Source organism: Kribbella sp. CA-294648, from assembly GCF_050943845.1.
In the GTDB taxonomy this organism is placed as follows: domain Bacteria; phylum Actinomycetota; class Actinomycetes; order Propionibacteriales; family Kribbellaceae; genus Kribbella.
This window is the reverse complement of sequence record NZ_CP191981.1, coordinates 4,384,807-4,406,743: the sequence shown is the minus strand read 5'-3', so window position 1 is coordinate 4,406,743 and position 21,937 is coordinate 4,384,807. Positions and strand designations below refer to the sequence as shown.

Below are 21,937 nucleotides of genomic sequence, written 5' to 3'. Positions count from 1 at the left end.
TCGGGAATGTCCAACAAACAAAGGAGTGGATCCCAATGGCCACCAAGACCGTTGCCAGGGTCGCCGCCATCGCCGCAACCATCGGCATCGCCGGCCTACCGCTGGCCATCGCCGCGCCGGCCAGCGCCATCAACAAGCCCGAACCCGGCGGGAACGCCCACAAAGAATCACCGGCTCTGCTCGCAGACAGCGACCGCAATCTGGACTTGGCGCAGCTCGGCGCCGGAACACTCGCCGGGATCGCCATGACCGGAGCCGGGTTCGCCGTAGTTGCTCGGCTGCGCCACCACAAGCCATCAGCAACTCAACCAGCATGAGGACTTCGACGGCCCGCAGTCGCCGCCGCCGGAGATCTAGTCGAAGAGGGTGGTGGTGACTGGGGTGCCGAGTTCTACTGTGCGGCTTACTGTGCAGAGGCGGTCGTGGGACATTTTGACGGCTCGGGGTAGGGCTTCGCGGGCCTTGTCGCCGGCTTCGCCTTCGGGGAAGGTGATGGTGAACTCGACGGCGAGGTTCTCCAGGCGGTTGCCCTCTTCGGGGTCGCGGAGTTTGTTGCCACGGACGACCGCGCGGAACTCGGTCGGTTCGGCGCGGCGGCTGGTGACGATGTCCACGTCGATCGCGGAGCAGGTGCCGATCGCGGCCAGCAGCAGTTCGACCGGGGTGAAGTCGGTGTCCTGGCCGGAGCCGACCGACAGGGTGCCGCCGCGGACGTTGCTGACCTCGTACTTGCTGTTGGCGGTGCGCTCGAACTGCACCTGCCGCAGGGTGTCGTCGCTCATGTCCTCACGATCTCATAGCGGTACAACGGTTGCCGGCGGCAACCGTCAGAGGGTGGCCAGTGCCTCGGCGACCGGGGTGTCGCCCTCGATCAGTTCGAGGGTCCGGCCGATCGCGGCCGGGGTCTCGCACAAGCCGGCCAGGACGAGCGCGACGTCGTCGCGGGTGATGTTGCCGAAGCCGGTCTTGTCCGTGAGCAGCACGCGGCCGGTGCCGGGGTCGTTGGTGAGCGCGCCGGGCCGCAGGATGGTCCAGTCCAAGTCACGGGCCCGCAGGTCGTCCTCGGCAGCCTTCTTCGCCTTGAGGTAGATCGTGAACGTGTCGTCCGGATCCAGGTCCGGGTCGTCGGCCCGGTCCGCGTTGATCGAGCCGACCTGCAGATGCCGCCGTACGCCGGCCCGCTCCGCCGCGTCGGCGAGCAGGGCGGCCGCGCCCCGGTCGACGGTGTCCTTGCGTTCGTTCCCGCTGCCCGGTCCGGCCCCGGCGGCGAAGATGGCGACATCCGCACCGGCCAGCACCTTCGCGACTTCCTCGACGTCGGCCGACTCCAGATCCAGTACGGCGGCCTCGCCACCGGCCGCGGCGATGTCGCTCTCGTGCGCGGGGTTGCGCACCAGCCCGACCACCGAGTGCCCGTTCGCCGAGAGCAGCTTCGTCAGCCGCAGCGCGATCTGTCCGTGTCCACCAGCTATCACGACTCGCATGAAACCGAGCCTAGGTCACAGGTGGTTGGGAACGGAGGACCGGACGGAGCGCGTCGAGCACGCTTGCGTCCTCGATCGTTGACGGAACAGGTTCGTCACGGCCGTCGGCGATGCCGCGCATCGTCTTGCGCAGGATCTTGCCCGACCTGGTCTTGGGCAGCGCGTCGACCACAGCCACGTCACGGAACGCGGCCACCGGCCCGATGTCCCGGCGTACGGCGGCAACCAGTTCCTCACGCAGCACCTCGGGCGAGATGGTCGCGCCGGCTTTCAGTACGACGAGCCCGCGCGGCAACTGGCCCTTCACAACGTCGTGGACCCCGATCACCGCACACTCGGCCACAGCGGGATGCGCCGCGAGCACGGCCTCCATGCTGCCGGTCGAGAGACGATGGCCGGCCACGTTGATCACGTCGTCGGTCCGGCCCATCACGAAAACGTAGCCGTCGGCATCGAGATACCCCGAGTCTCCGGTCAGGTAGTAGCCGTCGTACCGGCTCAGGTAGTTGTCGATGTAGCGCTGGTCGTCACCCCACAACGTCCGCAGCGCACCCGGTGGCAGCGGCAGCTTGATCGCGATCGCCCCCTCCTCCCCCGCGGGCAACCGGCTTCCAACCGCGTCAAGAACCTGCACGTCCCAGCCAGGCAACGGAACAGTCGCCGAACCGGGCTTGACCGGCAACGGCTCCAACCCCCGCGGATTCGCGACGATCGGCCAGCCCGTCTCGGTCTGCCACCAATGGTCGACGACCGGTACGCCGAGCTTGTCGTGCGCCCAGTGATACGTCTCCGGGTCAAGCCTCTCGCCGGCCAGGAAGAGCGTGCGGAACCCGTCCATCCCGTACTTCGCCAACTCCACCCCGTCCGGATCGACCTTCTTGATCGCCCGCAGCGCGGTCGGTGCGGTGAACAGCGCCTTCACGCCATGATCGGAGATGACTCGCCAGAACGCGCCCGCGTCCGGCGTACCGACGGGCTTGCCTTCGTAGAGCACGGTCGTGGCGCCGATGAGCAGGGGCGCGTAGACGATGTAGGAGTGGCCGACGACCCAGCCGACATCCGAGGCGGTCCACCAGACGTCGCCCGGCGAGATGTCGTAGACCGCGCCCATCGACCAGGCCAGCGCGACGGCATGCCCGCCGTTGTCGCGGACGACGCCCTTCGGTTTACCCGTCGTGCCAGAGGTGTAGAGCACGTACAGCGGATCGGTCGCCGCCACCGGGACAGGATCGGCGGGGACCGCCCCTGAAAGCGCGCTGTCCCAGTCAAGATCGCGCTCTCCGAGCTTGCCCACAGCGAATTCGCGTTGCAGCAGCACGGTCCGCTCGGGCTGATGGGTCGCGAGTTCCAGCGCCGCATCGATGATCGGCTTGTACTCGACCACCCGCGAAGGCTCGATCCCGCAGGACGCCGCGACGATCACCTTCGGCGTCGCGTCGTCGATCCGGGCCGCGAGCTCCTTCGGCGCGAACCCGCCGAACACGACCGAGTGGATCGCGCCGAGCCGGGCACAGGCCAGCATCGTGATGACGGCCTCGGGGATCATCGGCAGGTAGACGATCACCCGATCGCCCTTGCCGACGCCGAGCCCACGCAGCGCACCCGCGAACAGCGCGACCTCGTCCCGCAACTCGGCGTAGGAGTAGCTGCGCGCAGTACCGGTGACGGGTGAGTCGTAGATCAGTGCGGTCCGGTCCCCGTGCCCGGCCTCGACATGCCGGTCGAGCGCGTTGTACGCCGTGTTGAGCTCCCCGTCGGGGAACCAGCGGTAGATCGGCGCGGCCGTGGCGTCGAGTGCCCGGCTGGGTGGCCTGGTCCAGCTGACCGCGCCGGCCGCCTCCAGCCAGAACCCCTCCGGGTCCGCCAGGCTGCGGCGGTGACTGTCCTCGTACGCGCCCATGGCGTCGCCTCCGTCTCATCGTGAAGCTCGAACCACGGTAGTCCTCCCCCGCGTGGCAGGGTGGAACACATGACCGTGACTCGTGATGACATCCAGCTCGCCGCCCGCCGGATCGCCGGCCGGGTCCGCCGTACGCCGGTACTGCGGGTGTCGCCCACGCTGACCTTCAAGCTCGAGCTCCTGCAGCACGTCGGCTCGTTCAAGCCGCGTGGCGCGTTCAACCGGCTACTCGCAGCCAAGGAGCAGGGCACGCTGACCGGCCAGGGCATCGTCACCGCGTCGGGCGGCAACGCGGGTCTGGCGGGCGCGTACGCGGCCCGCGAGCTCGGCGTACCGGCGCGGATCTTCGTACCGGTCAATGCGCCGGCCGCGAAGGTCGCGCGATTGCGCACGCTGGACGCGGATGTGGTGCAGGTCGGGAACGAGTACGCCGAGGCCTACGAGGCGGCCGCCGCCGAGGCGGCGGAGTCCGGCGCTTTGCTGTTGCACGCGTATGACCAGCCGGAGGTGCTCGCCGGTCAGGGGACGATCGGCCTGGAGCTGTTGGAGGACCTCGAGTTCGACAAGGCCCTGGTCGCAGTCGGTGGCGGCGGCCTGATCGGCGGCATCGCGACCGCCCTCGGCGACCGCGCTCGGGTCGTCGGGATCGAGCCCGAGCTGGCCCCGACTCTCGCGCGGGCGCTCGACGCCGGCGAGCCGGTCGACGTACAAGTCGGTGGGCTTGCCGCTGACTCGCTTGGCGCGCGGCGGCTCGGGGCGCTGGCGTTCAGCGCCGTCGAGGCGAACGGCGTCTCCTCGGTGCTGGTGTCGGAGGAGTCGATCGTTGCTGCCCGCAACGAGCTGTGGCGGGAGTTCCAGCTCGCCGTGGAGCATGGCGCCGCGGTGACCTACGCCGCCCTGCGCAGCGGCGTCTATCAGCCGGCGCCCGACGAGCGCGTCGTCGCGGTCATCTGCGGCGCCAACACCGACCTGTCGACGATCAGCTGAGCCGCAGAACGATGTAAGGAATGGTCGCCCCGTCGAGCACATAGCGCTCGACCTCGACGAAGCCGTGCCGCAGCGCGAACCGCAGTCCGTCCTGGTTCGTCTCCAGCACGATCGTCTCCACCGAGTCCGACAGCGCCTGAGCCTGCGTCAGCTCGGCGTTGTAGAGCTGCTCCCCGAAGCCTTGCCGGCGGTAGGCGGGCAGGACGCGAACGATCACGATGGCGGCGGGTGTCTCGTCGGACGGCGGGCGCACGGTCGAGCAGCCGACCAGGGTGTCACCGTCGTAGGCGACCGTCAGCCGGTTGCGCCCGGACCGCTCGCGGACGTCGTCCAGCGACAGTGGATCGGTCGGGATGATCTCGTTGTGGACGTACTGCCAGTCCAGCAGCTCGGCGTCGGTCGAGGGCCGGATCACGCGGAGGCTCAAATCACCGGTTCCTTGCGCTTCGGTTTGTCTTCGGTCAGTACCCACGCGGCGAAGATACCGGCCACCGCGCCGAACAGATGTCCCTGCCAGGAGATGCCGTCCTGTGGCAGCAGGCCGCCGAGCAGTGCACTGCCCCAGACCATGACGACGATCACGCCGATCGCCACCTGGCCGAGCCGACGGTTGAAGACCCCGCGCGCGATCAGGTAGGCGGCGTACCCGAAGACCAGGCCGCTCGCGCCGATCGTGATCGTGTTCGGCGGGGAGATCAGCCAGGTGCCGAAACCGCCGATCGTGGTGACGATCGCGGTCACCGAGAACAACCGCATCGCCCCGCTGACGGCGATCAGCGCGCCGAGCGTGACGAGTGGCAGCGTGTTCGAGATCAGGTGCCCGAACCCGAGGTGCAGGAACGGCGAGGTGATGATGCCGAACAGGCCGTCGGGGCTGCGGGCGATGATCCCGTACTGGTCGAGCTCGCCGTTGAGGGCGGTGTCGACGGTCTCGCTCAGCCACATCAGCCCGACCAGCAGGACGAGCAGCTTGAGTCCGCCGCTGATCTTGGAGCCGTCGACGACGCCGCGGGTGCGTCGCGCTGGGGTCGGGTAGCTCATGGATCAACTCTGCCCGATCCGGTCAAACCGCACCGCTCGCGCCGCGCGTGCCGCCCGCCCCGCGTTCCGGCGCGCCGCGATTGCAGGAAGCTGCAACAACTGTCCGCTGTGCGGGCGTGGCGCTGCGTGATCGTAGCCGCTCCGTCACACTGGATGACAAGGTCGCGTAGCTCGCCGTAGTGCGATGGGGGGCGCTGGTGGGCCGCCCGTACGACCAAGAGATCCGGAGGGGACTGCCCGTACATGCCGATCGCCGTCTACATCCTGGGCCTGGCCATCTTCGCCCAGGGCACCTCCGAGCTGATGCTGGCCGGCCTGCTGCCGGAGATGGCGGCCGACCTGGGAGTGTCGATCCCGGCGGCAGGACTGCTGATCTCGGCGTTCGCGGTGGGCATGCTGGTCGGCGCTCCGGTCCTGGCCGTGGTCACGTTGCGCTGGGCGCGGCGGACCGCGTTGCTGGTGTTCCTCGCCTTGTTCGCGCTGACCCACGTCGCCGGCGCACTGACCCCGAACTACGAGGTCCTGCTCGTCACCCGCGTGGTCGGCGCCTTCGTGTACGCCGGGTTCTGGGCGGTGGCAGCCGTCACGGCGGTCGGGCTCGTCCCGGTCACCTCGCGGGCCAGAGCGATGAGCGTGGTCACCGGCGGACTGACCATCGCGACCATCGTCGGGCTGCCGGCCGGCACGGTGATCGGTCAGCACTTCGGCTGGCGGGCCGCGTTCTGGACGGTCGCCGTGCTGTCGATCTGCGCCATGGTGGGCGTGCTGGCCACGATCCCGCTGGGCCGTCCCGACCCTGGCAAGACGCCGCGGATGGCGGCCGAGCTGCGCGCGATGGCGAATCCCCGGCTGTGGCTGTCCTACGCCACGACCGCGCTCGTCACCGCCGCGATCCTCGTCGTCTTCAGCTACTTCGCTCCGCTGCTCACCGAGGAGACCGGCCTGCGCCCCGGCGCCGTACCGGCCGTCCTCGCCCTGTACGGCGTGGGCTCGCTGATCGGCATCACGATCGGCGGCCGGTACTCCGATGCGCTGCCGTTCCGGACCCTGGCGATCGGGATCAGCGGGTTGTGCGCGATGTCGACCGTGCTCGCCGTCTGGGCGGCCACACCGGTGGTCGCGATCGCGGCGATCTTCCTGCTCGGCGGCTTCGGCTTCGCGGTGAACCCGGCCCTGAACGCGCGGGTGTTCAGCCTCGCCGGTGCCGCGCCGACCCTGGCGACCGCGATCAACTTCTCGTCGTTCAACGTCGGCATCACGATCGGCCCGTGGATCGGCGGGATCGCGATCGACGCCGGCGGCGGTTACCGGGTGCTCGGCTGGCTCGCGGTCGCCCTCGGCCTCCTTGCCCTGGGCACCGTTGTCCTAGCCGCCCTCCTCCCCCTCCACCCCGTGGGCCGCCCCGCCCCGGTGGACACCACCGCTTAGCCCACCCTCTCAGGGGCTAACCCCTGAGAGGGTGGGTTGCCCAGTTGGATTCTGGCTGGGCAACCCTGCGTTCCCGGGGTTGACCCCCGAGAGGGCACCGGCTAGTTGACCGGCCCTCTCGGGTCGAGGTGGGTCGGGTCGAAGTCCGCCTTGCGGTTGAACACGTACTTGTTCAGCAGCCAGGTGATGCCCCACAGCACGACGCCGATGACCATCAGCCAGCCGGCGATCTTGTAGTCCTGCTTGGCCCGGCCCGACAGCGGGCTGGCCAGGTAGACGCAGAGGACGAGGCCCAGCACCGGCAGCGCGGTCGGCGCGTGGAAGTGCTTGTGCTCGACCCGGTCGCGGCGCAGTACCAGGACGGCCACGTTGACGATCGCGAACACGCACAGCAGCAGGAACGCCGTGGTGCCGCCCAGCGCGGCGAGGTCGGCGTACCCGATCAGCAGGAAGGCCAGCAGGGTGGTGAAGATGATCGCCACCCACGGCGTCCGGCGACGATGCAGGACGCGGCCCAGCGGGCCGGGCAGGACCTTCTCGTGGGACATTCCGTAGAGCAGCCGGCTGGCCATCAGCATGTTGATCAGCGCCGAGTTGGCGACGGCGAACATCGTGATCCAGGCGAAGATCTGGAGCGGGAAGTCCGGTGCGCCGGCCTGGACCACCTTCAGCAGCGGGGTGGCGCCCTTGTTCAGTTCCTCCGGGGAGACCAGGGCGACCGCCGAGATCGCCACCATCACGTAGATGAGGCCGGTGACGCACAGGCCGATCAGCATGATCTTGGGGAAGATCTTGACCGGATCCTTGGTCTCCTCGGCCATGTTGACCGAGTCCTCGAAGCCGACCATCGCGAAGAACGCCAGCGCGGTCGCGGCCGTCACCGCGCCGAAGGCCGAGTCGCCCTCGGGGGTGTTGAACTCGGTCAGCCGGGCGGTGTCACCGTCGCCGTGGGCCAGCGCCCAGACGCCGATCGCGATCACGATCAGCAGACCGGTCAGCTCGATCAGGGTCAGCACCACGTTGGCCTTGACGCTCTCGCCGACACCGCGAAGGTTGACGATGGCAATCAACGCCATGAACGCCAGCGAGGTGATCATCAGCACCGAGCCGCGCTCGGGGTCGATCTTCAGCGCGGAGAAGAAGTTCGCCGCGAACGCCTTCGACGCGCTGGAGGCCGACGTCAGACCCGAGCACATCACCGCGAAGGTGAGCAGGAAGGTGAGGAAGTGGATGCCGAACGCCTTGTGCGTGTAGACCGCCGCACCGCCGGCCTTCGGGTACTTCGTCACCAGCTCCAGGTAGCTGGTCGCGGTCAGCAGCGCGACGATGAACGCGCACAGGAACGGCAGCCAGACCGCGCCGCCGACCTCGCCGGCCACCTTGCCGGTCAGCGCGTAGACCCCGGTGCCGAGGATGTCGCCGACCACGAACAACAGCAACAGCCCGGGCCCCATCACCCGTTTCAGCTCGGGACGGTCCTCGGTCGCGGTGGGTGCGCTAGCGCTCGCGCTTTCGCTCATCATGCCTCCCAGGGCACTCGACTGCCGGCAAGTCGATCACAGTCCGGGGTGCACTGATACCGTTCTGCGACGATCGGCGATCGTACACCGCCTTTTCATCGTCCCACCGCACCCCGGATCTCGCGTTCCGAACACGCTAGCGATCAGCGGTCGCTACGTCACGGGGATCGCGCCGATCACGGTCTGCTCGATGCTGCCGCCGGTCGCGTCCGTGGCCGATGCCCGCAAGGACAGGCTCTTGCCCGGCAGGACCGACCACGGCGGAATCACGGCTGTCGGTCCACCGGCGACCGGCACCACGACCGCCGGCGTCCAGTGGCGCCCGCCGTCGACGGAGTACGAGAGTTTGGTGCTGGTGATCCGGGACGGTGTCGAGCGGAGCAGGTGGCTCACGGTCAGCTTGATCGGCAGGGGGCGCCAGGCCGTGGCGCGGCCATAGCCGTCGACGTCCGGGTCGTAGCCGATCTGCAGCAGCGAAGGCACAGTGCCGCTCGCCTTCGTCGGGTCAGGTGGCGGTGCGGAGTCGAAGTTCCACACCGTCGACGCTTCGCCCGACCTCGGGTACTTCGAAGCGTCCAGGCTCCAGCTCTGCTCGAGCCGGAATCGCCCACTCCCGTTGGGAATCCGGAAGTAGCTGGACCCGTTGGCCGTCTCCCCCACCAGGACGCCATCGCGGTACAACGCCAGCTTCCTGCTCCGGTACGCCGAAGTCGGCAGCTTCCCGTCGTGGAACGCGTCCGCGACCCCGCCATCCGCGAACAGATAAGTAGGTGTGTGCGACGCCGCGAACACACTCGGGTGGATCGCCGAACCGAACGACCGCTCAACCCTCGCTCCCGACGGGAACGGTGACATGGCCGGATCGCACAACCGCGTCCCACTGGCAGGACTGAAGGTCAGACACTGATTCCACTCGGCAGCAGGATCGGCCGTCAGCAGTTCGACCCGCTTCGACGGTACTGCGACCGGACGCCGGGTGACCCAGCCGATTCCGGTGGCCCCCGTCGACCAGGCCCGCTCGACCGTTTCCGTACCGCTCCCAGCGAAGGTGCCGAAGGTGTTCTCCACCCGAGCCATCCGGTTGAGTGCGCGCCGGTCAAGTCTCGGGCTCAACGGCAACGAGAACCTGTCCTTCGGGTAGAGCAGCTCATACACGGCCGGGTCGTTCGCACCGACCTTGCCAATCGGCTCCAGCCGCCAGCGCGTGCTCGCCTCGAACGACCCACTGCTCGTGCTCGTCGTCGGCTGGATGAAGACGGTGCCCGCGGCGATCTGTTCCGGGGTGAAGAAGTAGAAGTCGCTCAGACCCCGCGTCGCGCTGTGCCGCGAGATCCCGATCGCGGACTCGATCACCGAGGTGCCGACCTTCTCCACGGTCGGCGCGGTCAGCACCTTCGCGTTGCGGGCATCGACGACGTACGTCGTGTCGGCGGCGACCAGCACGTCCGCGGTACCGGCGAGGGCGAAGGTCTCGGGCTGGTCGCCATCAGCTGGGGTGGTGACGCCGGAGAAGATTCCGTAGTGCCCGCGGTCCATCCGGATCGAGCCGGTTCCGTTCGCATCCAGGTGGAGTGCGGCCGAGCCGCCGGTGTCGTAGTTGAAGACGGACGCCTGGCCGCCCGCGTACGGCGTACCGGTGCGGTCGAGGACTTTGACTGTGAGGTCGTAGCGTTCGGATTCGTCGTAGGTGCCGAAGCCCAGGCGGAGCAGGCGTTGCTGGTCGGTGCTGGTGAAGTCGATGCCGCCTTGCCAGATGCCGTCGGGCAGGACGCCCGGGTCGACCGTGATCGTCGTACTGGCGGTGCCTCCGGCGGGAATCGTCAGAGTTGCCGGTGTTGCGACGACGGCACCGGCCGGTGCCGACTCGAACCTGTCGTTCTGCTGCTGGTCGGTGACCGAGACGGTCGTGGCAGTGTCGCTGGTGTTCGTCAGGGTCACGACACGGCTGCGCACGGATTTGTCGGGGTAGCGCAGGTAGGCGAAGTCGACGGACGCGGTGGCGGCGGTGAGGCCCGTGCCCGTGGCGCGCTGGAGGTCGAGGCGGCCGGCGCCGTGGGTCCAACTGTTGTAGATCGGTGTCGGGTCGGCGGTGTTGGTGAGCTGGGTCTTGAGTTGCTGCCAGGTCCGGTCGGGTTGTTGCTGCAGCAGCAGAGCGGCCGCGCCGGTGACGATCGGGGTCGCCTGCGAAGTACCGGACATTGCTGTGTAGAGGTCTCCGTCGCGGGCTCCTGCTTTCGCGCCGAGGATGCTGACGCCGGGTGCCGTCAGATCGGGCTTGAGCCGGTACGAGCCTCGGGTCGGGCCCTCGCTCGAGAACCCTGCCTGCTTGTCATTGCCGTCGACCGCGCCGACTGTTAGCGCGGAGGCCGCCACACCGGGGCTGCCGATCGTGTAGGGGTTCGCGCCGAAGCCGCCACGGTTACCGGCCGCCGCCACGAACAGCGTGCCGGTCTGAGCCGTGAGTTGTTCCAGAGCGACCGCGACCGGGTCGTCGCCGTTGACCGGTGCGGAGCTGAGACTGAGGTTGACCAGGTCGGCGCCCTGACCGGCCGCCCACTCCATCCCGGCGATCACCCACGACTCCTGACCGAACCCGTCATCGGCCAAGACCTTGCCGGAGATCAGCTCGGCGGCCGGCGCAATGCCCTGGCGCGCACCGTCGGCCCCAGCGCCGTTGCCGACGATCAGCGACGACACATGCGTGCCGTGACCGTTGCCGTCGGCAGGCGTCGCTGTCTGCGTGAAATTGCTCTGCGACGTCACCTTGCCATCGAGCGCCGGGTGCCCTGCATCGACACCGGTGTCCAATACTGCGACCTTCACGCCGCGACCGTCGAGCCCTTTCGCCCGGGCCGCCGAGGCCTTCACCTGCTCCAGGTAGCGGTCTTCCGTGATGCCTGATTGTGACGATAAAGCGGTCGCGGTGACCGGTCGGTCGAGCCACACTTTGCGGATGGCGGTGCGGCGGGTGGCGAGTCGGGCACCGAACCCTGCCGCCGATCCCTTCGGCAGCACTCCGGCCGTGGCGCCGATACTCGCTAGGGCTCGGCCACTTTGCACCGTGGCCGAGCGGCTGTTGTCCCGGACGATGACGGGAAGGTCCGCGCGGTGCGCGTCGTCGTACCGCATCTCGATCAGGCCGGTGACGTCGAACAGGGCCGGGTCGAGCACCTCCGGGACGAGAGCCGCGACGTCCTTGGGGATGACGGAGACGCGGCCGGCGTCTCGTAGTACGGAGAAGCCGCCGGCACCGGTGGCGCGCGGTTCGACCCGGACCGACGGCCGGCCGGTCTGGTCGGGCGGGCCGATGGTCACCCGGTCGCCGGTCACCAGCGTCACCGAAGCCGGTGAAGTCGGGGATGTCGGGGAAGTCAGTGAAGTCCCCGCCACCGGCGGGTCGGCTGCAGGGGTCGCCTGCTCGCTGCCCAAGGCCTTGGACGGAGCCGCCGTGAGGAGGATGACGGAGCCCGTCAGGACAGCAAGCAACGCCGGGGCGGGGAACTTCACGGGACAGTCGTATCGAACCGAGGGTTGTCCACGCCACGAGATAGCGTGTCGGATGCCGGACATGTCAGGAACCAGTCAGGAGGACGGGTGCTGGAAACGATCGGGGTGGCCGAACCGGACGAGCTGGCTTATCGCGCCTTGCTGGCCAGTCCCGGCTGCTGCGTGGACGAGCTGGCCAAGCAGCTCGGCCGCGAGCTGGACGACGTCCGCGCAACGGTCGAACGGCTGGAGCAGCTCGGCCTGCTGACCACCGCCGGCGACGAACCCGTGCGGCTGCTGCCGACCCGGCCCGATGTCGCGATCGACGCACTCGTCGCCGTACGCCGGGCCGAGCTCGACCGGGTCCGCGCGGAAGCCCGGGTGATGATGTCCGAGCTCCGAGCCCAGGAACAGCACCGGCCGGAGAACCTGGTCGAGGTGATCGTCGGCCAGGAAGCCATCGCGGCGCGCTTCGCCCAACTGCTCAACGGGACGCAGGAACAGTTGCTGGTACTGGACCGGCCGCCGTACGCGTCCGAGATCGAGAAGTCCGACAACCGGGTGCGTGGCCTGCTGCGCGAAGGCGTCGTCGTTCGGGGGATCTATTCGCCCGACTCCCTCGACGTACCGGGTGGTGTGGACGAGGCCTACAGCGCGGCTGATGCCGGTGAGACGTCGCGGGTGCATCCGCAGGTGCCGATGAAGCTGGCGGTGTTCGACCAGACCGCCGCGCTGCTGCCGCTGTCGGTCGACCAACTCGTCGACAGCGCACTCGTCGTCCACCCCTGCGCGTTGCTCGATGCGTTGATCGAGATGTTCACGCTGCTGTGGGACCAGGCGGTGCCAGTGGTGCCGACACAGATCGACGGGCTCGACGCGCGGCTGATGACGTTGCTCGCGGCCGGCTTCAAGGACGACGCGATCGCACGGCAGCTCACACTGAGCAGCCGCACGGTCGGCCGCCGGGTCGCCGAACTGATGGAGACGCTCGGCGCCCGGACCCGCTTCCAGGCCGGCGTCCACGCACAACGACGCCGGCTCCTCGAAGGCGCCTAGTACTACAGCCGGAGTTCGTGATGTGCCGACCGGCCAGCCCGGTGATCCCGTGCTGGCCCTTCGGGGAGGACTATCGCTGGATCTGCGGTGGATTTTGGCCCGATCCGGGCACATCTTCCTCCCCGGTCGTCAGGGGCGGCTTGGGGATACGCGGAGGCGCGGGTCGGCCGGTGGGTGGCTGGGCTGTCGCCAAGGTCGCGACATCTGTGGCGTGGACCGGGCGTGCACCGCCCGATTGCGTGGTGTTAGGTGGCAGGCCCGGACCGCCAGCACTCACTAACCCGCCGTTTCCTCCCGCGAGCATGCCGGTGCACGCTTGGCCGGGTCCGATCAGTAGATGTTTGTGAGTGGCGGCGGTCCGGGGATCGCGAACTCCGGCTGTAGTACTAGAGCGCTGGCAGTCAGCAGGCGTTGAGCATCTGCTGCAGTGCTGTCTTCTCGGTCGACTGCAGGGACAGGCCGTAGGTGTACTTCACCCAGATCCATTCGCGGGCATAGATGCAGTGCACCGACGTGTTGGTCGGCTTCCAGGAACCTGGATCGCGGTCGCCCTTGGACCGGTTGCTCGATGCCGAGACTGCGATCAGCTGGGCGATCGTGAGGTCGTTGGCGAACTGCTGACGCCGTGCCGTCGTCCACGTGCTCGCGCCGGACTTCCACGCCTCCGCCAGCGGCACGATGTGGTCGATGTCGATCGCCGAGTCGTCGGTGATGTAGACGCGGTCGTACACGCTGTACCACTTGCCGGCCGTCGGCTCACAGTCACTGTCGACGGTCACGCCGGTGCCGTCGCGCTTGAGCACCTCGTCACGGGTGTCGCAAGTGCCCGACACCGTGCGCCAATGCGGGAACTTGTCCCGGCTGTAGCCGGTTGTCGTGCCTTCTGCCTTCACAGTCAGCGAGTTGAGCTGAGTCTGCGCCGTACTGGCCGAGGGTGGGGTCGGTGGGTAGGCGAGCGCCGGCTGGGTACCGACGACCCAGGCAGTCGTCGCGGCGACGACAGTGATCGAGCATGCGACAAGACGACGCATCTTCAGGCCTCCGAGGTTGGGCGGTGCCCCCCTGACTTAGCGCTGCCTCAACCCTTCCCCGTCAGGACTACCGCGGAAACCAGCTCCTGGTGAAGGCCTGATGAAAGCTAGTCGTGCTCGACGACGGTCAGCGTCCAGCCCGCGCCGGTCCGCTCGAGCTCGGCGTTCCAGCGTTCCGAGATCAGCTTGTGCAAGGCCTTCGGCGTACCAGGGTCCTTGCCGGACTCCAGCAGATGACGGGCCACCAGGCCGCGGGTGTGCTTCGCGTTGTGCGAGACGACCGAGCGGACTCCCCCGCGTTCACGGACCACCGAGACCGCCACCCATTTGGCGGCCTGCTCGCCCGATGGGCGCCACGCCGCGGCGTACGTCGACGAACGGCAGTCCACGATGACCGACTTGCCCGCGGCGGCCTCGAGCGACGCCGCCAGCGGTTCGCGCCACACCGAGGCGAGCGGCCCGAGCCCGGGCAGCGTCGTACCCATCGACAGCCGGTACGCCGGTACGCGGTCCCCCATCCGCAACGCACCCCAGGCTGCCGACGCCACCAGCAGTCGCGAGTTCGCGCGACGCTTGGTGCCGGCCGGCAGGGTCGAGTAGCCGAGTGCGTCGTACAGGACACCCGAGTACAGCTCAGACACCGGCACGGACGGCTCGGTCCGCCACCTGGTGTTCCGCTCGACCTCATCCTTCAACGACGGACCGACACCCAGTACGTCGTACGCGTCGGCCGAGGAACTCACCTTGGCCAGCGTCTCCAGCACGGACTCGCGGACCGCGTTGAGCTCCGGGAACGACAGGCTCGGCAGGTCGACCGCGTTGCCACGGGAGCGGCCGGACTTGCCCTCCGACGGCGGCAGCAGGATCAGTGTCACGTCAACTCGTCCAGGATCGCCAGGTCCTCGGCCGTCGGCAGCCACAGACCGGCGCGCACGTTCTGCTCGACCTGCTCGGGCCGGGTGGCGCCGGCGATCACCGACGAGACGGCCGGTTGCGCGGCGAGCCCACCGATGGCGACGTCCAGCAGCGTCAGGTCGCGCTCGGTCGCGAAGGTCTCGAGCGCCTCGATCTTGTCGAAGTCGGCACGGGCCAGCCGCTCGGGCATCTTCGCCAGCCGGGAGTCCTCGGGCGGCTGCTCCCCGCGCTTGTACTTGCCGGTCAGCAGACCGGACGCGAGCGGGAAGAACGGCAGGACGCCGATACCGAGGTGCTCGCAGGCCGGGATCAGCTCCTCCTCGGCCTCGCGCGACAGCAGGTTGTAGTGGTTCTGCGCGCTGATGAAGTGCTCCGAGCCCGCGGTCCGGGCGGCCCAGTCGGCGTCCACCACCTGCCAGCCCGCGAACTGGGAGCTGCCCAGGTAGCGAACCTTGCCCTCGGCAACCAGCTCGGACAGCGCCGCCAGGGTCTCCTCGATCGGGGTGACCTCGTCGGGCGTGTGCAGCTGGTAGAGGTCGATCCAGTCCGTGCCGAGCCGGCGCAGACTGGCCTCGACGGCCTTGCGGATGTAGCGCCGTGAACCGCGCACACCCCAGTCCGGGCCGTTGTCGCCCTTCATGTCGCCACCGAACTTGGTCGCGATGACCGCCTCGTCCCGGCGGCTGCCGAGCGCCTTGCCGAGGATCTCCTCACTCGAGCCCCGGTCGCCGCGATAGACGTCGGCGGTGTCGAACAGGGTGATCCCGGCGTCCAGCGCCGCACCCACCACCGAGTCCGCCTGGCCGGCGTCGATCCGGCCCCCGAAGTTGTTGCAGCCCAGGCCCACCACACTCACGGTGAGGCCGGAGTCACCCAGCTGGCGGTACTCCATCTGGGTCATGGGGCCTCCCGGCCTGGACTGAGGAGCGAAGCGACGAGGGAAGGCCGGGAGCTTGAGCCCCATGACCCGCCGCGCCGGAGGCGTGGCATCAATACCGTCATGGCTGAACTGTATCTATGCGCTGCCGGGACTGTGGGACGACCGCATAGAGTTCACCGCATGCCGAGCCTTACCGTCGACGGCGCCCGTACCCGGGCCGCCGCAATCACCGTCCACTCGTACGACGTCGATCTCGACCTCACCCAGGGCGAGCGCACGTTCGGATCGACCACCCGGATCGTCTTCTCCGCCGCCGGGCAGTCCAGCTGGATCGACGTGAAGCCCGACGAGCTGCTGTCCGTCACGCTGAACGGGACACCGGTCGACCCGGCCGGGCTGAGTGACGGACGGCTCGCGCTGACCGGCCTCGTCGCGGAGAACGAGCTGGTCGTCGTCGCGTCGATGCTGTACTCCAACGACGGCGAGGGCCTGCATCGCAGTGTGGACGCTGCCGACGGGCTCACCTATCTCTACGCGATGTCGTTCCTGGACGCCGCGCCCCGGATCTTCGCCTGTTTCGACCAGCCCGACCTCAAGGCGCCGTACCGGGTGAAGGTCACGGCTCCGCCGGAGTGGATCGTGCTGGGCAACGGCGCCGCGACCCAGGTGTCGCCGGGCCGCTGGGAGCTGGCCGAGACCAAGCCGCTGTCGACGTACTTCGTCACCCTGGTCGCCGGGCCGTACCACCAGATCCTCGGTGAGCACGACGGCATCCCGCTCGGCCTGGTCTCCCGGCAGTCGCTGGCCGAGGCGCTCGACCGCGAGGCCGAGGACCTGTTCGAGGTGACCGGGCAGGCCTTCGACGAGTTCCACCGGCTGTTCGGGTACCGCTACCCGTTCGGTGAGTACCACCAGGCGTTCGTGCCCGAGTTCAACGCCGGCGCGATGGAGAACCCGGGCTGTGTGACGTTTCGCGACTCGATGGTCTTCCGCTCCGCGGTCACCGACGGCGAGCGCAGCGGCCGGGCCCGGACCGTCGTCCACGAGATGGCGCACCAGTGGTTCGGCGACACCGTGACGATGCGGTGGTGGAACGACCTGTGGCTGAACGAGTCGTTCGCGGAGTACATGGCCTACCGGGTCTCGAGCACGGCGACGCGGTACACCGACAACTGGATCGACTTCGCCTTCGTCCGCAAGTGGTGGGGCCTGCAGGCCGACCAGCGGGCCTCGACCCACCCGGTCGCCGCCGACGCGGTCAAGGACGCGCTCGCCTCGCTCGACGACTTCGACGGCATCTCCTACGCCAAGGGCGCGGCGGTGCTCAAGCAGCTCAACGCCTACCTCGGTGACGAGGTGTTCCTGAACGGCGTGAAGGCGCACATCAGCTCGAACGAGTTCGGCAACGCCACCTTCGCCGACCTGGTCACCAAGTGGACCGAGGCCGGCGCCGTCGGCCTCGAGGCCTGGGCGCAGAACTGGCTCCGTACGCCGGGCCTCGACACGATCACCGCCGAGCGGACGGCCACCGGCATCCGGTTGCACCGCACCGCCCCCGCCGCCTACCCGGCCGACCGCCCGCACCAGCTGACCATCGCCGGGTACGACGAGTCCGGGCGCGGCACCTCCGTACCGGTCCTGCTCGACGCGAACGAGGTGGAGGTCGAGCTCGACCCGTCGATCGCGGTCGTCGTCCCGGACGCGGCCGACGACACCTGGGCCAAGATCCGCTTCGACGCGGCCAGCCTGGCGAAACTGCCGGCCGTGATGCCGAAGATCGAGGACGGCGTCACGCGTGCGGTGATCCTGAACAGCCTGCGCGACGCGACCGCCGACGCGGAGCTCGATCCGCGACTGGGCTTCGACGTGGTGCTGGCGGCGCTGTCCTCGGAGACCAGCGACATCGCCGTCGACACGATGGTCACCTGGGTCCGCGGGCGTCTGCTGGGTCAGTACCTTCCCGTCGAGCCGTATCGCGCGCGGCTGGCCGCAGTACTGACCGAGCGGCTGCAGTCGGTGCCGGCTGGGAGCAGCCTGCAACTGGCCGTCGTACGGGGTGCGGTCGGGCTCACCGACGACGCCGAGCTCCTCAAGGCGTGGCTCGCGGGTGACGGCGTACCGGACGGGCTGGCTGTCGATGCCGATCTGCGCTGGCTGATCACGTTGCGGCTGGCCAAGCTCGGAGCCGTCGACGACGCCGGGATCGACGCCGAGCTGGCTCGCGACACGTCGTCGGAAGGCGTCGTGCACGCGACCCGGTGCCGCGCCGCGCTGCCGACGGTCGCCGCCAAGGAACGCGCGTGGGCCCAGATCATGACCGACGCCGACATCGCCAACTACGAGCTGTACGCCGCGTGCGAGGGCTTCTGGCAGTACGACCAGCTGGAGCTGACGGCGCCGTACGTCGACCGGTACTTCGCGGAGATCGCGGGGATCGAGAAGCTGCGCTCGGGCTGGGTGGTCGCGCAGGCCGCCACCTTGTCCTTCCCGGTGTACTCGATCGACGAGCGGACGGTCTCGCTGGCCGCGAACCTGGTCGCGGACGAGGACGTCCAGGCCGGGATCCGGCGCGCGGTCGGGGATCGCCGCGACGATCTGATCCGGGCGCTCGCCGTCCGGGCCGCGTATCCGGCGAACTGAACGGCGAACCAACCGGGAACTGACCGCTGAACTGATCGGTTTCCGGGGGTTCGATGTCGTGCTCACCGCCCGTTGTGACTAGTGTGACTGGTGTGACGACAAGGACCCTCCTGAGCAGGCAAGATGGGGTTTTGTGACGTAACCTCCACAATGACCGGCGGGCACGGCGCGCCGGTCTTGGTCGAGGCGCAGGTATCGGGAGAGACTGTCGAGAACCGCACAGGAGAACAAAGGCAATGCGCGAGGCGAGGCTCGTTGGCCTGAGCCAGGATGGCAAGCAACTCATCCTGGCGATGGAACCGACGGGTGAGGAGTTCGCCGTCCCGGTCGACGACCGGTTGCGTGCGGCCCTGCGCGGCGACCGTGCCCGACTCGGCCAGCTGGAGATTCAAATGGAGAGCGCGCTCCGCCCGCGAGACATCCAGGCCCGGATCCGGGCCGGAGAAAGTCCCGAGGCGGTCGCTGCCGTCGCGCAGATGCCGATGGAACGGGTGATGGCCTTCGCCGGTCCCGTCCTGGCCGAGCGGGACCATGTCGCCAGCCTCGCCCAGCGCGCCTCGGTACGTCGGCGCGGTGGCGGCGACGCCCCCACCCGCAACCTGGGTGCCTGGGTGACCGAGCGCCTGCGGATCCGTGGCGTCGACCCGGCCTCGGCCGAGTGGGACGCCTGGCGCCGCGACGACGGCCGCTGGGCCGTGCGGGTGTCGTACTTCGCCGAGGAGAACGACGAGAAGGTCGCCATGTTCGCCTACGACGCCCCGGGCCGGTACGCCGTACCGGACGACGACGAGGCGCGCTGGCTGGTCGGTGAGCAGGCGCAGGTGATCGCGCCGCAGCCGAGCTCCGAGCGGCGACTCACCGCGGTGGCCGACTTCGATCTGAGTCTCGCGCCTGATCACGGCGCGGACAGCTACGAGGCCGGCTTCGAAGACACGATCAGTCTGCCGCGCGGGCGTGCGGCCCAGGCGGATCGCGACGCCAACCGGGACACCGGGCGTGGGTTCGGCCGCGACCCGGAGTACGGGATCGCGCGGGATGTCGAGCGCGGGCCGCGCCGGGTGCACTCGGTGCCGAGCCCGGACGAAGAGCCGACCCTGATCGACGTACCGATCGAACCGCCCCAGACGCTCCGTCCGGCCGTGCGTGCGGTCGAGCGTCCTCCGCACCGCCCGGTCGAGGCACCCCCGCTGTCCCCCGAGGAACGCGCCGCCGCTCCCGAGAACCGCTTCACCGAACGCCGCATGCCCCCCGGTGGACACCCCGAGGCCCGGCAGCCCGACCGCGATACCCGCCAGCCTGACGCTCGCGCGCCCCGCCAGGCCGGCCCGGTCGAGCCTCGCCAGCCCGAGTCGCGCCAATCCGAGTCGCGCCAATCCGAGTCGCGCCAGCCCGAGTCGCGTCAGCCGGAGATCCGCCCGGCGGAGACCCGTCGTACCGAAGCACCGGCCACCGAGGCGCGCCAGCCCGAGCCGACCCGGCAGGAAGCAGCCAGCCCTGCCACGCCGCGCCCGTCGGCCCCAAGGCCGGCTGCCTCACAGTCCGCCCCGTCCGCGCCGCCGAAGCCGGCCGACCCGCGGCCCGCGATCCCCAAGCCCGGAGATCCCCGCCGCCAGCCCGCGCCGGAGCCCACCGCGGACACCCCGGCCGCCGCCGAGCCCGCGGCCGCAGCGCCGCCTGCCGAGGAAAAGAAGAAGCCCGCCAAACGAGGCTCCAAGCGCGCCAGCGTGCCCAGCTGGGACGAGATCATGTTCGGCAAGAAAGCCGACTGACCACCGGCCGTTGCCGGTGCACCGATCAGAAGTCCTCCGCCCCGTCGTCAGTTCTGTCAGACCTGATGGCACCGGTGGAAGGATTGACGACGATGACCGACGACAGACTGCTGGGTGACGACGAGGCCGCGTTCATCGCGGCAGCCCGCTCGGACGACACTGTGCGGTTCGCGCTTCTCACGGAGCGCTATCGGCGTGAGCTGCGGGTGCACTGCTACCGGATGCTCGCGAACTACGAGGACGCCCAGGACCTGACGCAGGAGACGTTCCTGCGAGCGTGGAACAAGCGGGAGTCGTTCAAGGGCCACGCGGCCCTGCGGACCTGGTTGTACCGGATCGCGACGAACGCGTGCCTCGATTTCCTGGACAAGCGCAACGACCGCACCCCCATACCGGCCGAGCTGCCGGACGCCGGCTCCGAGGTGCTGTACCTGCAGCCCTACCCAGACCGGATGCTTCCCGAGGACCCGCAGGACTCGGTGGTGGCGCGGGAGACGATCGAACTGGCGTTCATCGTCGCCGTCCAGCACCTGCCACCGCGGCAGCGGGCGGTGCTCATCCTGCGCGACGTCCTCGGCTGGCCGGCGGCGAAGGCCGCCGACGCCCTCGACCTGACCGTCGCATCGGTGACCAGCGCACTGCAGCGGGCCCGGGTGACGATGCGCGAGCAACTGCCCGACCGCCGCCTCGACTGGCGGAGCCCCGCCACCCACGAGCTGTCGAACGACGAGCGCGGCGCGGTGAAGTCTTACATCGCCGCCCATGAGCGCAACGACCTCGACGGTCTGATCTCCCTGCTGCGCGACGACCTGCGCTTCGCGATGCTGCCCGAGGCGGGCACCTTGACCACGACCGCCAAGGATGCGGTGGACGGCTGGGTCTCCGGTGGGCTCTTCCAACCCGGCCACGACGACTGGCGAGGTATCAGCACGACGGTCAACCGGATGCCCGCCGCCGCGCTGTACCTCCGCACGCCCGCCGACCCGGAGTACCGGCTGTTCGCCGTCGCGGCCCTGCGCATCGTCGACGGGAAGATCGCCGAGCTCACCGGCTTCGACGCCGCCGGCAAACCCTGGCTGGACCTGCCGCCCACGCTGTGATCACGTGGCTCAGCGCCTCGTCTCGTAGCGGGTCAGCACCACGCCGCCGGGAAACGTCCGCGTCTCCACCAGGTTCAGGTTCACCCAGCGATCCATCACTGTGAAGAACGGCGTCCCGCCGCCGACCAGCACCGGATGGATCGCCAATTGGTACTCGTCGACCAGTCCGGCCCGGATGGCGGCCGCGGCGAGCGTCGCACCGCCGATGCTCATCGGGCCGCCGTCCTCGGCCTTGAGCCGGGTGATCTCCGCGACCGCGTCGCCGGTGACCAGGCGGGTGTTCCAGTCGACCTTGCCGACCGTCGAGGAGAACACCACCTTCGGCGTGTCCTGCCAGTTCCGGGCGAACTCGATCCGCGCCGCGGTGGCGTCCGGCTGCTGGTGGTAGGTCGGCCAGACGGCGCTCATCGTCTCCCACAACTTGCGCCCGTACAGCGTCAGACTGCTCGCCCGCTCCCGGTCGAGCCACCACTGGAACAGCTCGTCGCTCGGCACACTCCAGCCGATGTCGTCGCCGGGGGCGGCGGTGTAGCCGTCCAGAGTCACGTTCATGCCGAAGATCAGTTTTCGCATCCTGCCAGCCTCCTGTGAGTAGGTGTCACACGTACAGACGGGCTCGGCGCGGAAATCTTATCGGTGCGCGTCTGCGGTGTGGCGGGCTGTTGTGGACGCGTGTCTCAGAGTACGGGCGGGGTTTGGC

The 21,937-nt window shown here is 69.2% G+C and carries 18 protein-coding genes; 7 read left to right on the top strand and 11 right to left on the bottom strand.

Going from position 1 to position 21,937, the window contains the following annotated elements:
- The first annotated feature begins 35 nt into the window (after positions 1–35).
- Positions 36–317 (top strand): hypothetical protein, encoded by a 282-nt coding sequence (locus ACQPYM_RS20900; protein WP_433002132.1) that lies wholly within the window; start codon positions 36–38, stop codon positions 315–317.
- Between the two features lie 36 nt (positions 318–353).
- Here ACQPYM_RS20900 and ACQPYM_RS20895 read toward each other — a convergent pair whose 3' ends face one another.
- The 3 genes from ACQPYM_RS20895 to ACQPYM_RS20885 are packed head-to-tail and all read right to left on the bottom strand — an operon-like array spanning position 354 to position 3,384.
- Positions 354–782 (bottom strand): OsmC family protein, encoded by a 429-nt coding sequence (locus ACQPYM_RS20895; RefSeq protein ID WP_433002129.1) that lies wholly within the window; start codon positions 780–782, stop codon positions 354–356.
- A gap of 45 nt (positions 783–827) precedes the next feature.
- The gene (locus tag ACQPYM_RS20890; protein ID WP_433002126.1) at positions 828–1,484 is read right to left on the bottom strand and encodes an SDR family oxidoreductase; all 657 of its coding nucleotides are present in this window, start codon (positions 1,482–1,484) and stop codon (positions 828–830) included.
- Positions 1,485–1,494: 10 nt separating this feature from the next.
- The gene (locus ACQPYM_RS20885) at positions 1,495–3,384 is read right to left on the bottom strand and encodes a propionyl-CoA synthetase (RefSeq protein ID WP_433002123.1); all 1,890 of its coding nucleotides are present in this window, start codon (positions 3,382–3,384) and stop codon (positions 1,495–1,497) included.
- 69 nt (positions 3,385–3,453) lie between these two features.
- On the opposite strand from ACQPYM_RS20885, the gene ACQPYM_RS20880 reads away from it, so the two are divergent.
- Positions 3,454–4,371, top strand: coding sequence for a threonine/serine dehydratase (locus tag ACQPYM_RS20880; protein WP_433002120.1), 918 nt, complete (start codon positions 3,454–3,456; stop codon positions 4,369–4,371).
- Here the strand turns inward: ACQPYM_RS20880 and ACQPYM_RS20875 are convergent.
- The gene (locus ACQPYM_RS20875) at positions 4,364–4,798 is read right to left on the bottom strand and encodes a GNAT family N-acetyltransferase (RefSeq protein ID WP_433002117.1); all 435 of its coding nucleotides are present in this window, start codon (positions 4,796–4,798) and stop codon (positions 4,364–4,366) included. The two genes, ACQPYM_RS20880 and ACQPYM_RS20875, sit on opposite strands and share 8 nt — an antisense overlap.
- On the bottom strand, positions 4,795–5,412 hold the full coding sequence (locus ACQPYM_RS20870; protein WP_433002114.1) for a rhomboid family intramembrane serine protease: 618 nt from the start codon (positions 5,410–5,412) through the stop codon (positions 4,795–4,797). The genes ACQPYM_RS20875 and ACQPYM_RS20870 overlap by 4 nt, the downstream gene beginning before the upstream one ends.
- A 243-nt stretch (positions 5,413–5,655) precedes the next feature.
- On the opposite strand from ACQPYM_RS20870, the gene ACQPYM_RS20865 reads away from it, so the two are divergent.
- Complete coding sequence (locus tag ACQPYM_RS20865; protein WP_433002111.1) at positions 5,656–6,840, top strand: Cmx/CmrA family chloramphenicol efflux MFS transporter; 1,185 nt, start codon at positions 5,656–5,658, stop codon at positions 6,838–6,840.
- A 101-nt stretch (positions 6,841–6,941) separates the two neighbouring features.
- On the opposite strand, the gene ACQPYM_RS20860 is transcribed toward ACQPYM_RS20865, so the two are convergent.
- Positions 6,942–8,360 carry an APC family permease gene (locus tag ACQPYM_RS20860; protein WP_433002108.1) on the bottom strand — a complete coding sequence of 473 codons (1,419 nt, stop codon included), beginning with the start codon at positions 8,358–8,360 and terminating at the stop codon, positions 6,942–6,944.
- Positions 8,361–8,513: 153 nt separating this feature from the next.
- Positions 8,514–11,867, bottom strand: a complete 3,354-nt coding sequence (locus ACQPYM_RS20855; RefSeq protein ID WP_433002105.1) for a S8 family serine peptidase — start codon at positions 11,865–11,867, stop codon at positions 8,514–8,516.
- Positions 11,868–11,954: 87 nt separating this feature from the next.
- On the opposite strand from ACQPYM_RS20855, the gene ACQPYM_RS20850 reads away from it, so the two are divergent.
- Entirely contained in the window at positions 11,955–12,902 is a 948-nt protein-coding gene (locus tag ACQPYM_RS20850) for a transcriptional regulator TrmB (RefSeq protein WP_433002102.1), read from the top strand.
- A gap of 401 nt (positions 12,903–13,303) precedes the next feature.
- On the opposite strand, the gene ACQPYM_RS20845 is transcribed toward ACQPYM_RS20850, so the two are convergent.
- The 3 genes from ACQPYM_RS20845 to ACQPYM_RS20835 form a co-directional block, all read right to left on the bottom strand.
- Positions 13,304–13,933 carry an HNH endonuclease family protein gene (locus ACQPYM_RS20845; RefSeq protein ID WP_433002099.1) on the bottom strand — a complete coding sequence of 210 codons (630 nt, stop codon included), beginning with the start codon at positions 13,931–13,933 and terminating at the stop codon, positions 13,304–13,306.
- A gap of 107 nt (positions 13,934–14,040) precedes the next feature.
- Positions 14,041–14,808, bottom strand: a complete 768-nt coding sequence (locus ACQPYM_RS20840; protein WP_433002096.1) for a YaaA family protein — start codon at positions 14,806–14,808, stop codon at positions 14,041–14,043.
- A complete protein-coding gene (locus ACQPYM_RS20835) occupies positions 14,805–15,749 on the bottom strand; it encodes an aldo/keto reductase (RefSeq protein WP_433002093.1) in 945 nt (314 codons plus the stop codon). The genes ACQPYM_RS20840 and ACQPYM_RS20835 overlap by 4 nt, the downstream gene beginning before the upstream one ends.
- Positions 15,750–15,908: 159 nt before the next feature.
- On the opposite strand from ACQPYM_RS20835, the gene pepN reads away from it, so the two are divergent.
- The 3 genes from pepN to ACQPYM_RS20820 all read left to right on the top strand — a co-directional run bounded on the left by pepN (position 15,909) and on the right by ACQPYM_RS20820 (position 21,237).
- Positions 15,909–18,368, top strand: a complete 2,460-nt coding sequence (gene pepN / locus ACQPYM_RS20830) for an aminopeptidase N (RefSeq protein ID WP_433002090.1) — start codon at positions 15,909–15,911, stop codon at positions 18,366–18,368.
- A 236-nt stretch (positions 18,369–18,604) separates the two neighbouring features.
- Positions 18,605–20,137 carry a septation protein SepH gene (gene sepH / locus ACQPYM_RS20825; RefSeq protein WP_433002087.1) on the top strand — a complete coding sequence of 511 codons (1,533 nt, stop codon included), beginning with the start codon at positions 18,605–18,607 and terminating at the stop codon, positions 20,135–20,137.
- Between the two features lie 92 nt (positions 20,138–20,229).
- Entirely contained in the window at positions 20,230–21,237 is a 1,008-nt protein-coding gene (locus ACQPYM_RS20820; protein ID WP_433002084.1) for an RNA polymerase subunit sigma-70, read from the top strand.
- A gap of 9 nt (positions 21,238–21,246) precedes the next feature.
- On the opposite strand, the gene ACQPYM_RS20815 is transcribed toward ACQPYM_RS20820, so the two are convergent.
- Positions 21,247–21,810, bottom strand: coding sequence for a dihydrofolate reductase family protein (locus ACQPYM_RS20815; protein ID WP_433002081.1), 564 nt, complete (start codon positions 21,808–21,810; stop codon positions 21,247–21,249).
- Between the last annotated feature and the right edge of the window lie 127 nt (positions 21,811–21,937).

What these genes read in the sequence shown, in the direction of transcription:
- ACQPYM_RS20900 (WP_433002132.1), top strand. Translation starts at nt 36, where the DNA reads ATGGCCACCAAGACCGTTGCCAGGGTCGCCGCCATCGCCGCAACCATC.
- ACQPYM_RS20895 (WP_433002129.1), bottom strand. Translation starts at nt 782, where the DNA reads ATGAGCGACGACACCCTGCGGCAGGTGCAGTTCGAGCGCACCGCCAAC.
- ACQPYM_RS20890 (WP_433002126.1), bottom strand. Translation starts at nt 1,484, where the DNA reads ATGCGAGTCGTGATAGCTGGTGGACACGGACAGATCGCGCTGCGGCTG.
- ACQPYM_RS20885 (WP_433002123.1), bottom strand. Translation starts at nt 3,384, where the DNA reads ATGGGCGCGTACGAGGACAGTCACCGCCGCAGCCTGGCGGACCCGGAG.
- ACQPYM_RS20880 (WP_433002120.1), top strand. Translation starts at nt 3,454, where the DNA reads ATGACCGTGACTCGTGATGACATCCAGCTCGCCGCCCGCCGGATCGCC.
- ACQPYM_RS20870 (WP_433002114.1), bottom strand. Translation starts at nt 5,412, where the DNA reads ATGAGCTACCCGACCCCAGCGCGACGCACCCGCGGCGTCGTCGACGGC.
- ACQPYM_RS20865 (WP_433002111.1), top strand. Translation starts at nt 5,656, where the DNA reads ATGCCGATCGCCGTCTACATCCTGGGCCTGGCCATCTTCGCCCAGGGC.
- ACQPYM_RS20860 (WP_433002108.1), bottom strand. Translation starts at nt 8,360, where the DNA reads ATGAGCGAAAGCGCGAGCGCTAGCGCACCCACCGCGACCGAGGACCGT.
- ACQPYM_RS20845 (WP_433002099.1), bottom strand. Translation starts at nt 13,933, where the DNA reads ATGCGTCGTCTTGTCGCATGCTCGATCACTGTCGTCGCCGCGACGACT.
- ACQPYM_RS20835 (WP_433002093.1), bottom strand. Translation starts at nt 15,749, where the DNA reads ATGACCCAGATGGAGTACCGCCAGCTGGGTGACTCCGGCCTCACCGTG.
- pepN (WP_433002090.1), top strand. Translation starts at nt 15,909, where the DNA reads ATGCCGAGCCTTACCGTCGACGGCGCCCGTACCCGGGCCGCCGCAATC.
- sepH (WP_433002087.1), top strand. Translation starts at nt 18,605, where the DNA reads ATGCGCGAGGCGAGGCTCGTTGGCCTGAGCCAGGATGGCAAGCAACTC.
- ACQPYM_RS20820 (WP_433002084.1), top strand. Translation starts at nt 20,230, where the DNA reads ATGACCGACGACAGACTGCTGGGTGACGACGAGGCCGCGTTCATCGCG.
- ACQPYM_RS20815 (WP_433002081.1), bottom strand. Translation starts at nt 21,810, where the DNA reads ATGCGAAAACTGATCTTCGGCATGAACGTGACTCTGGACGGCTACACC.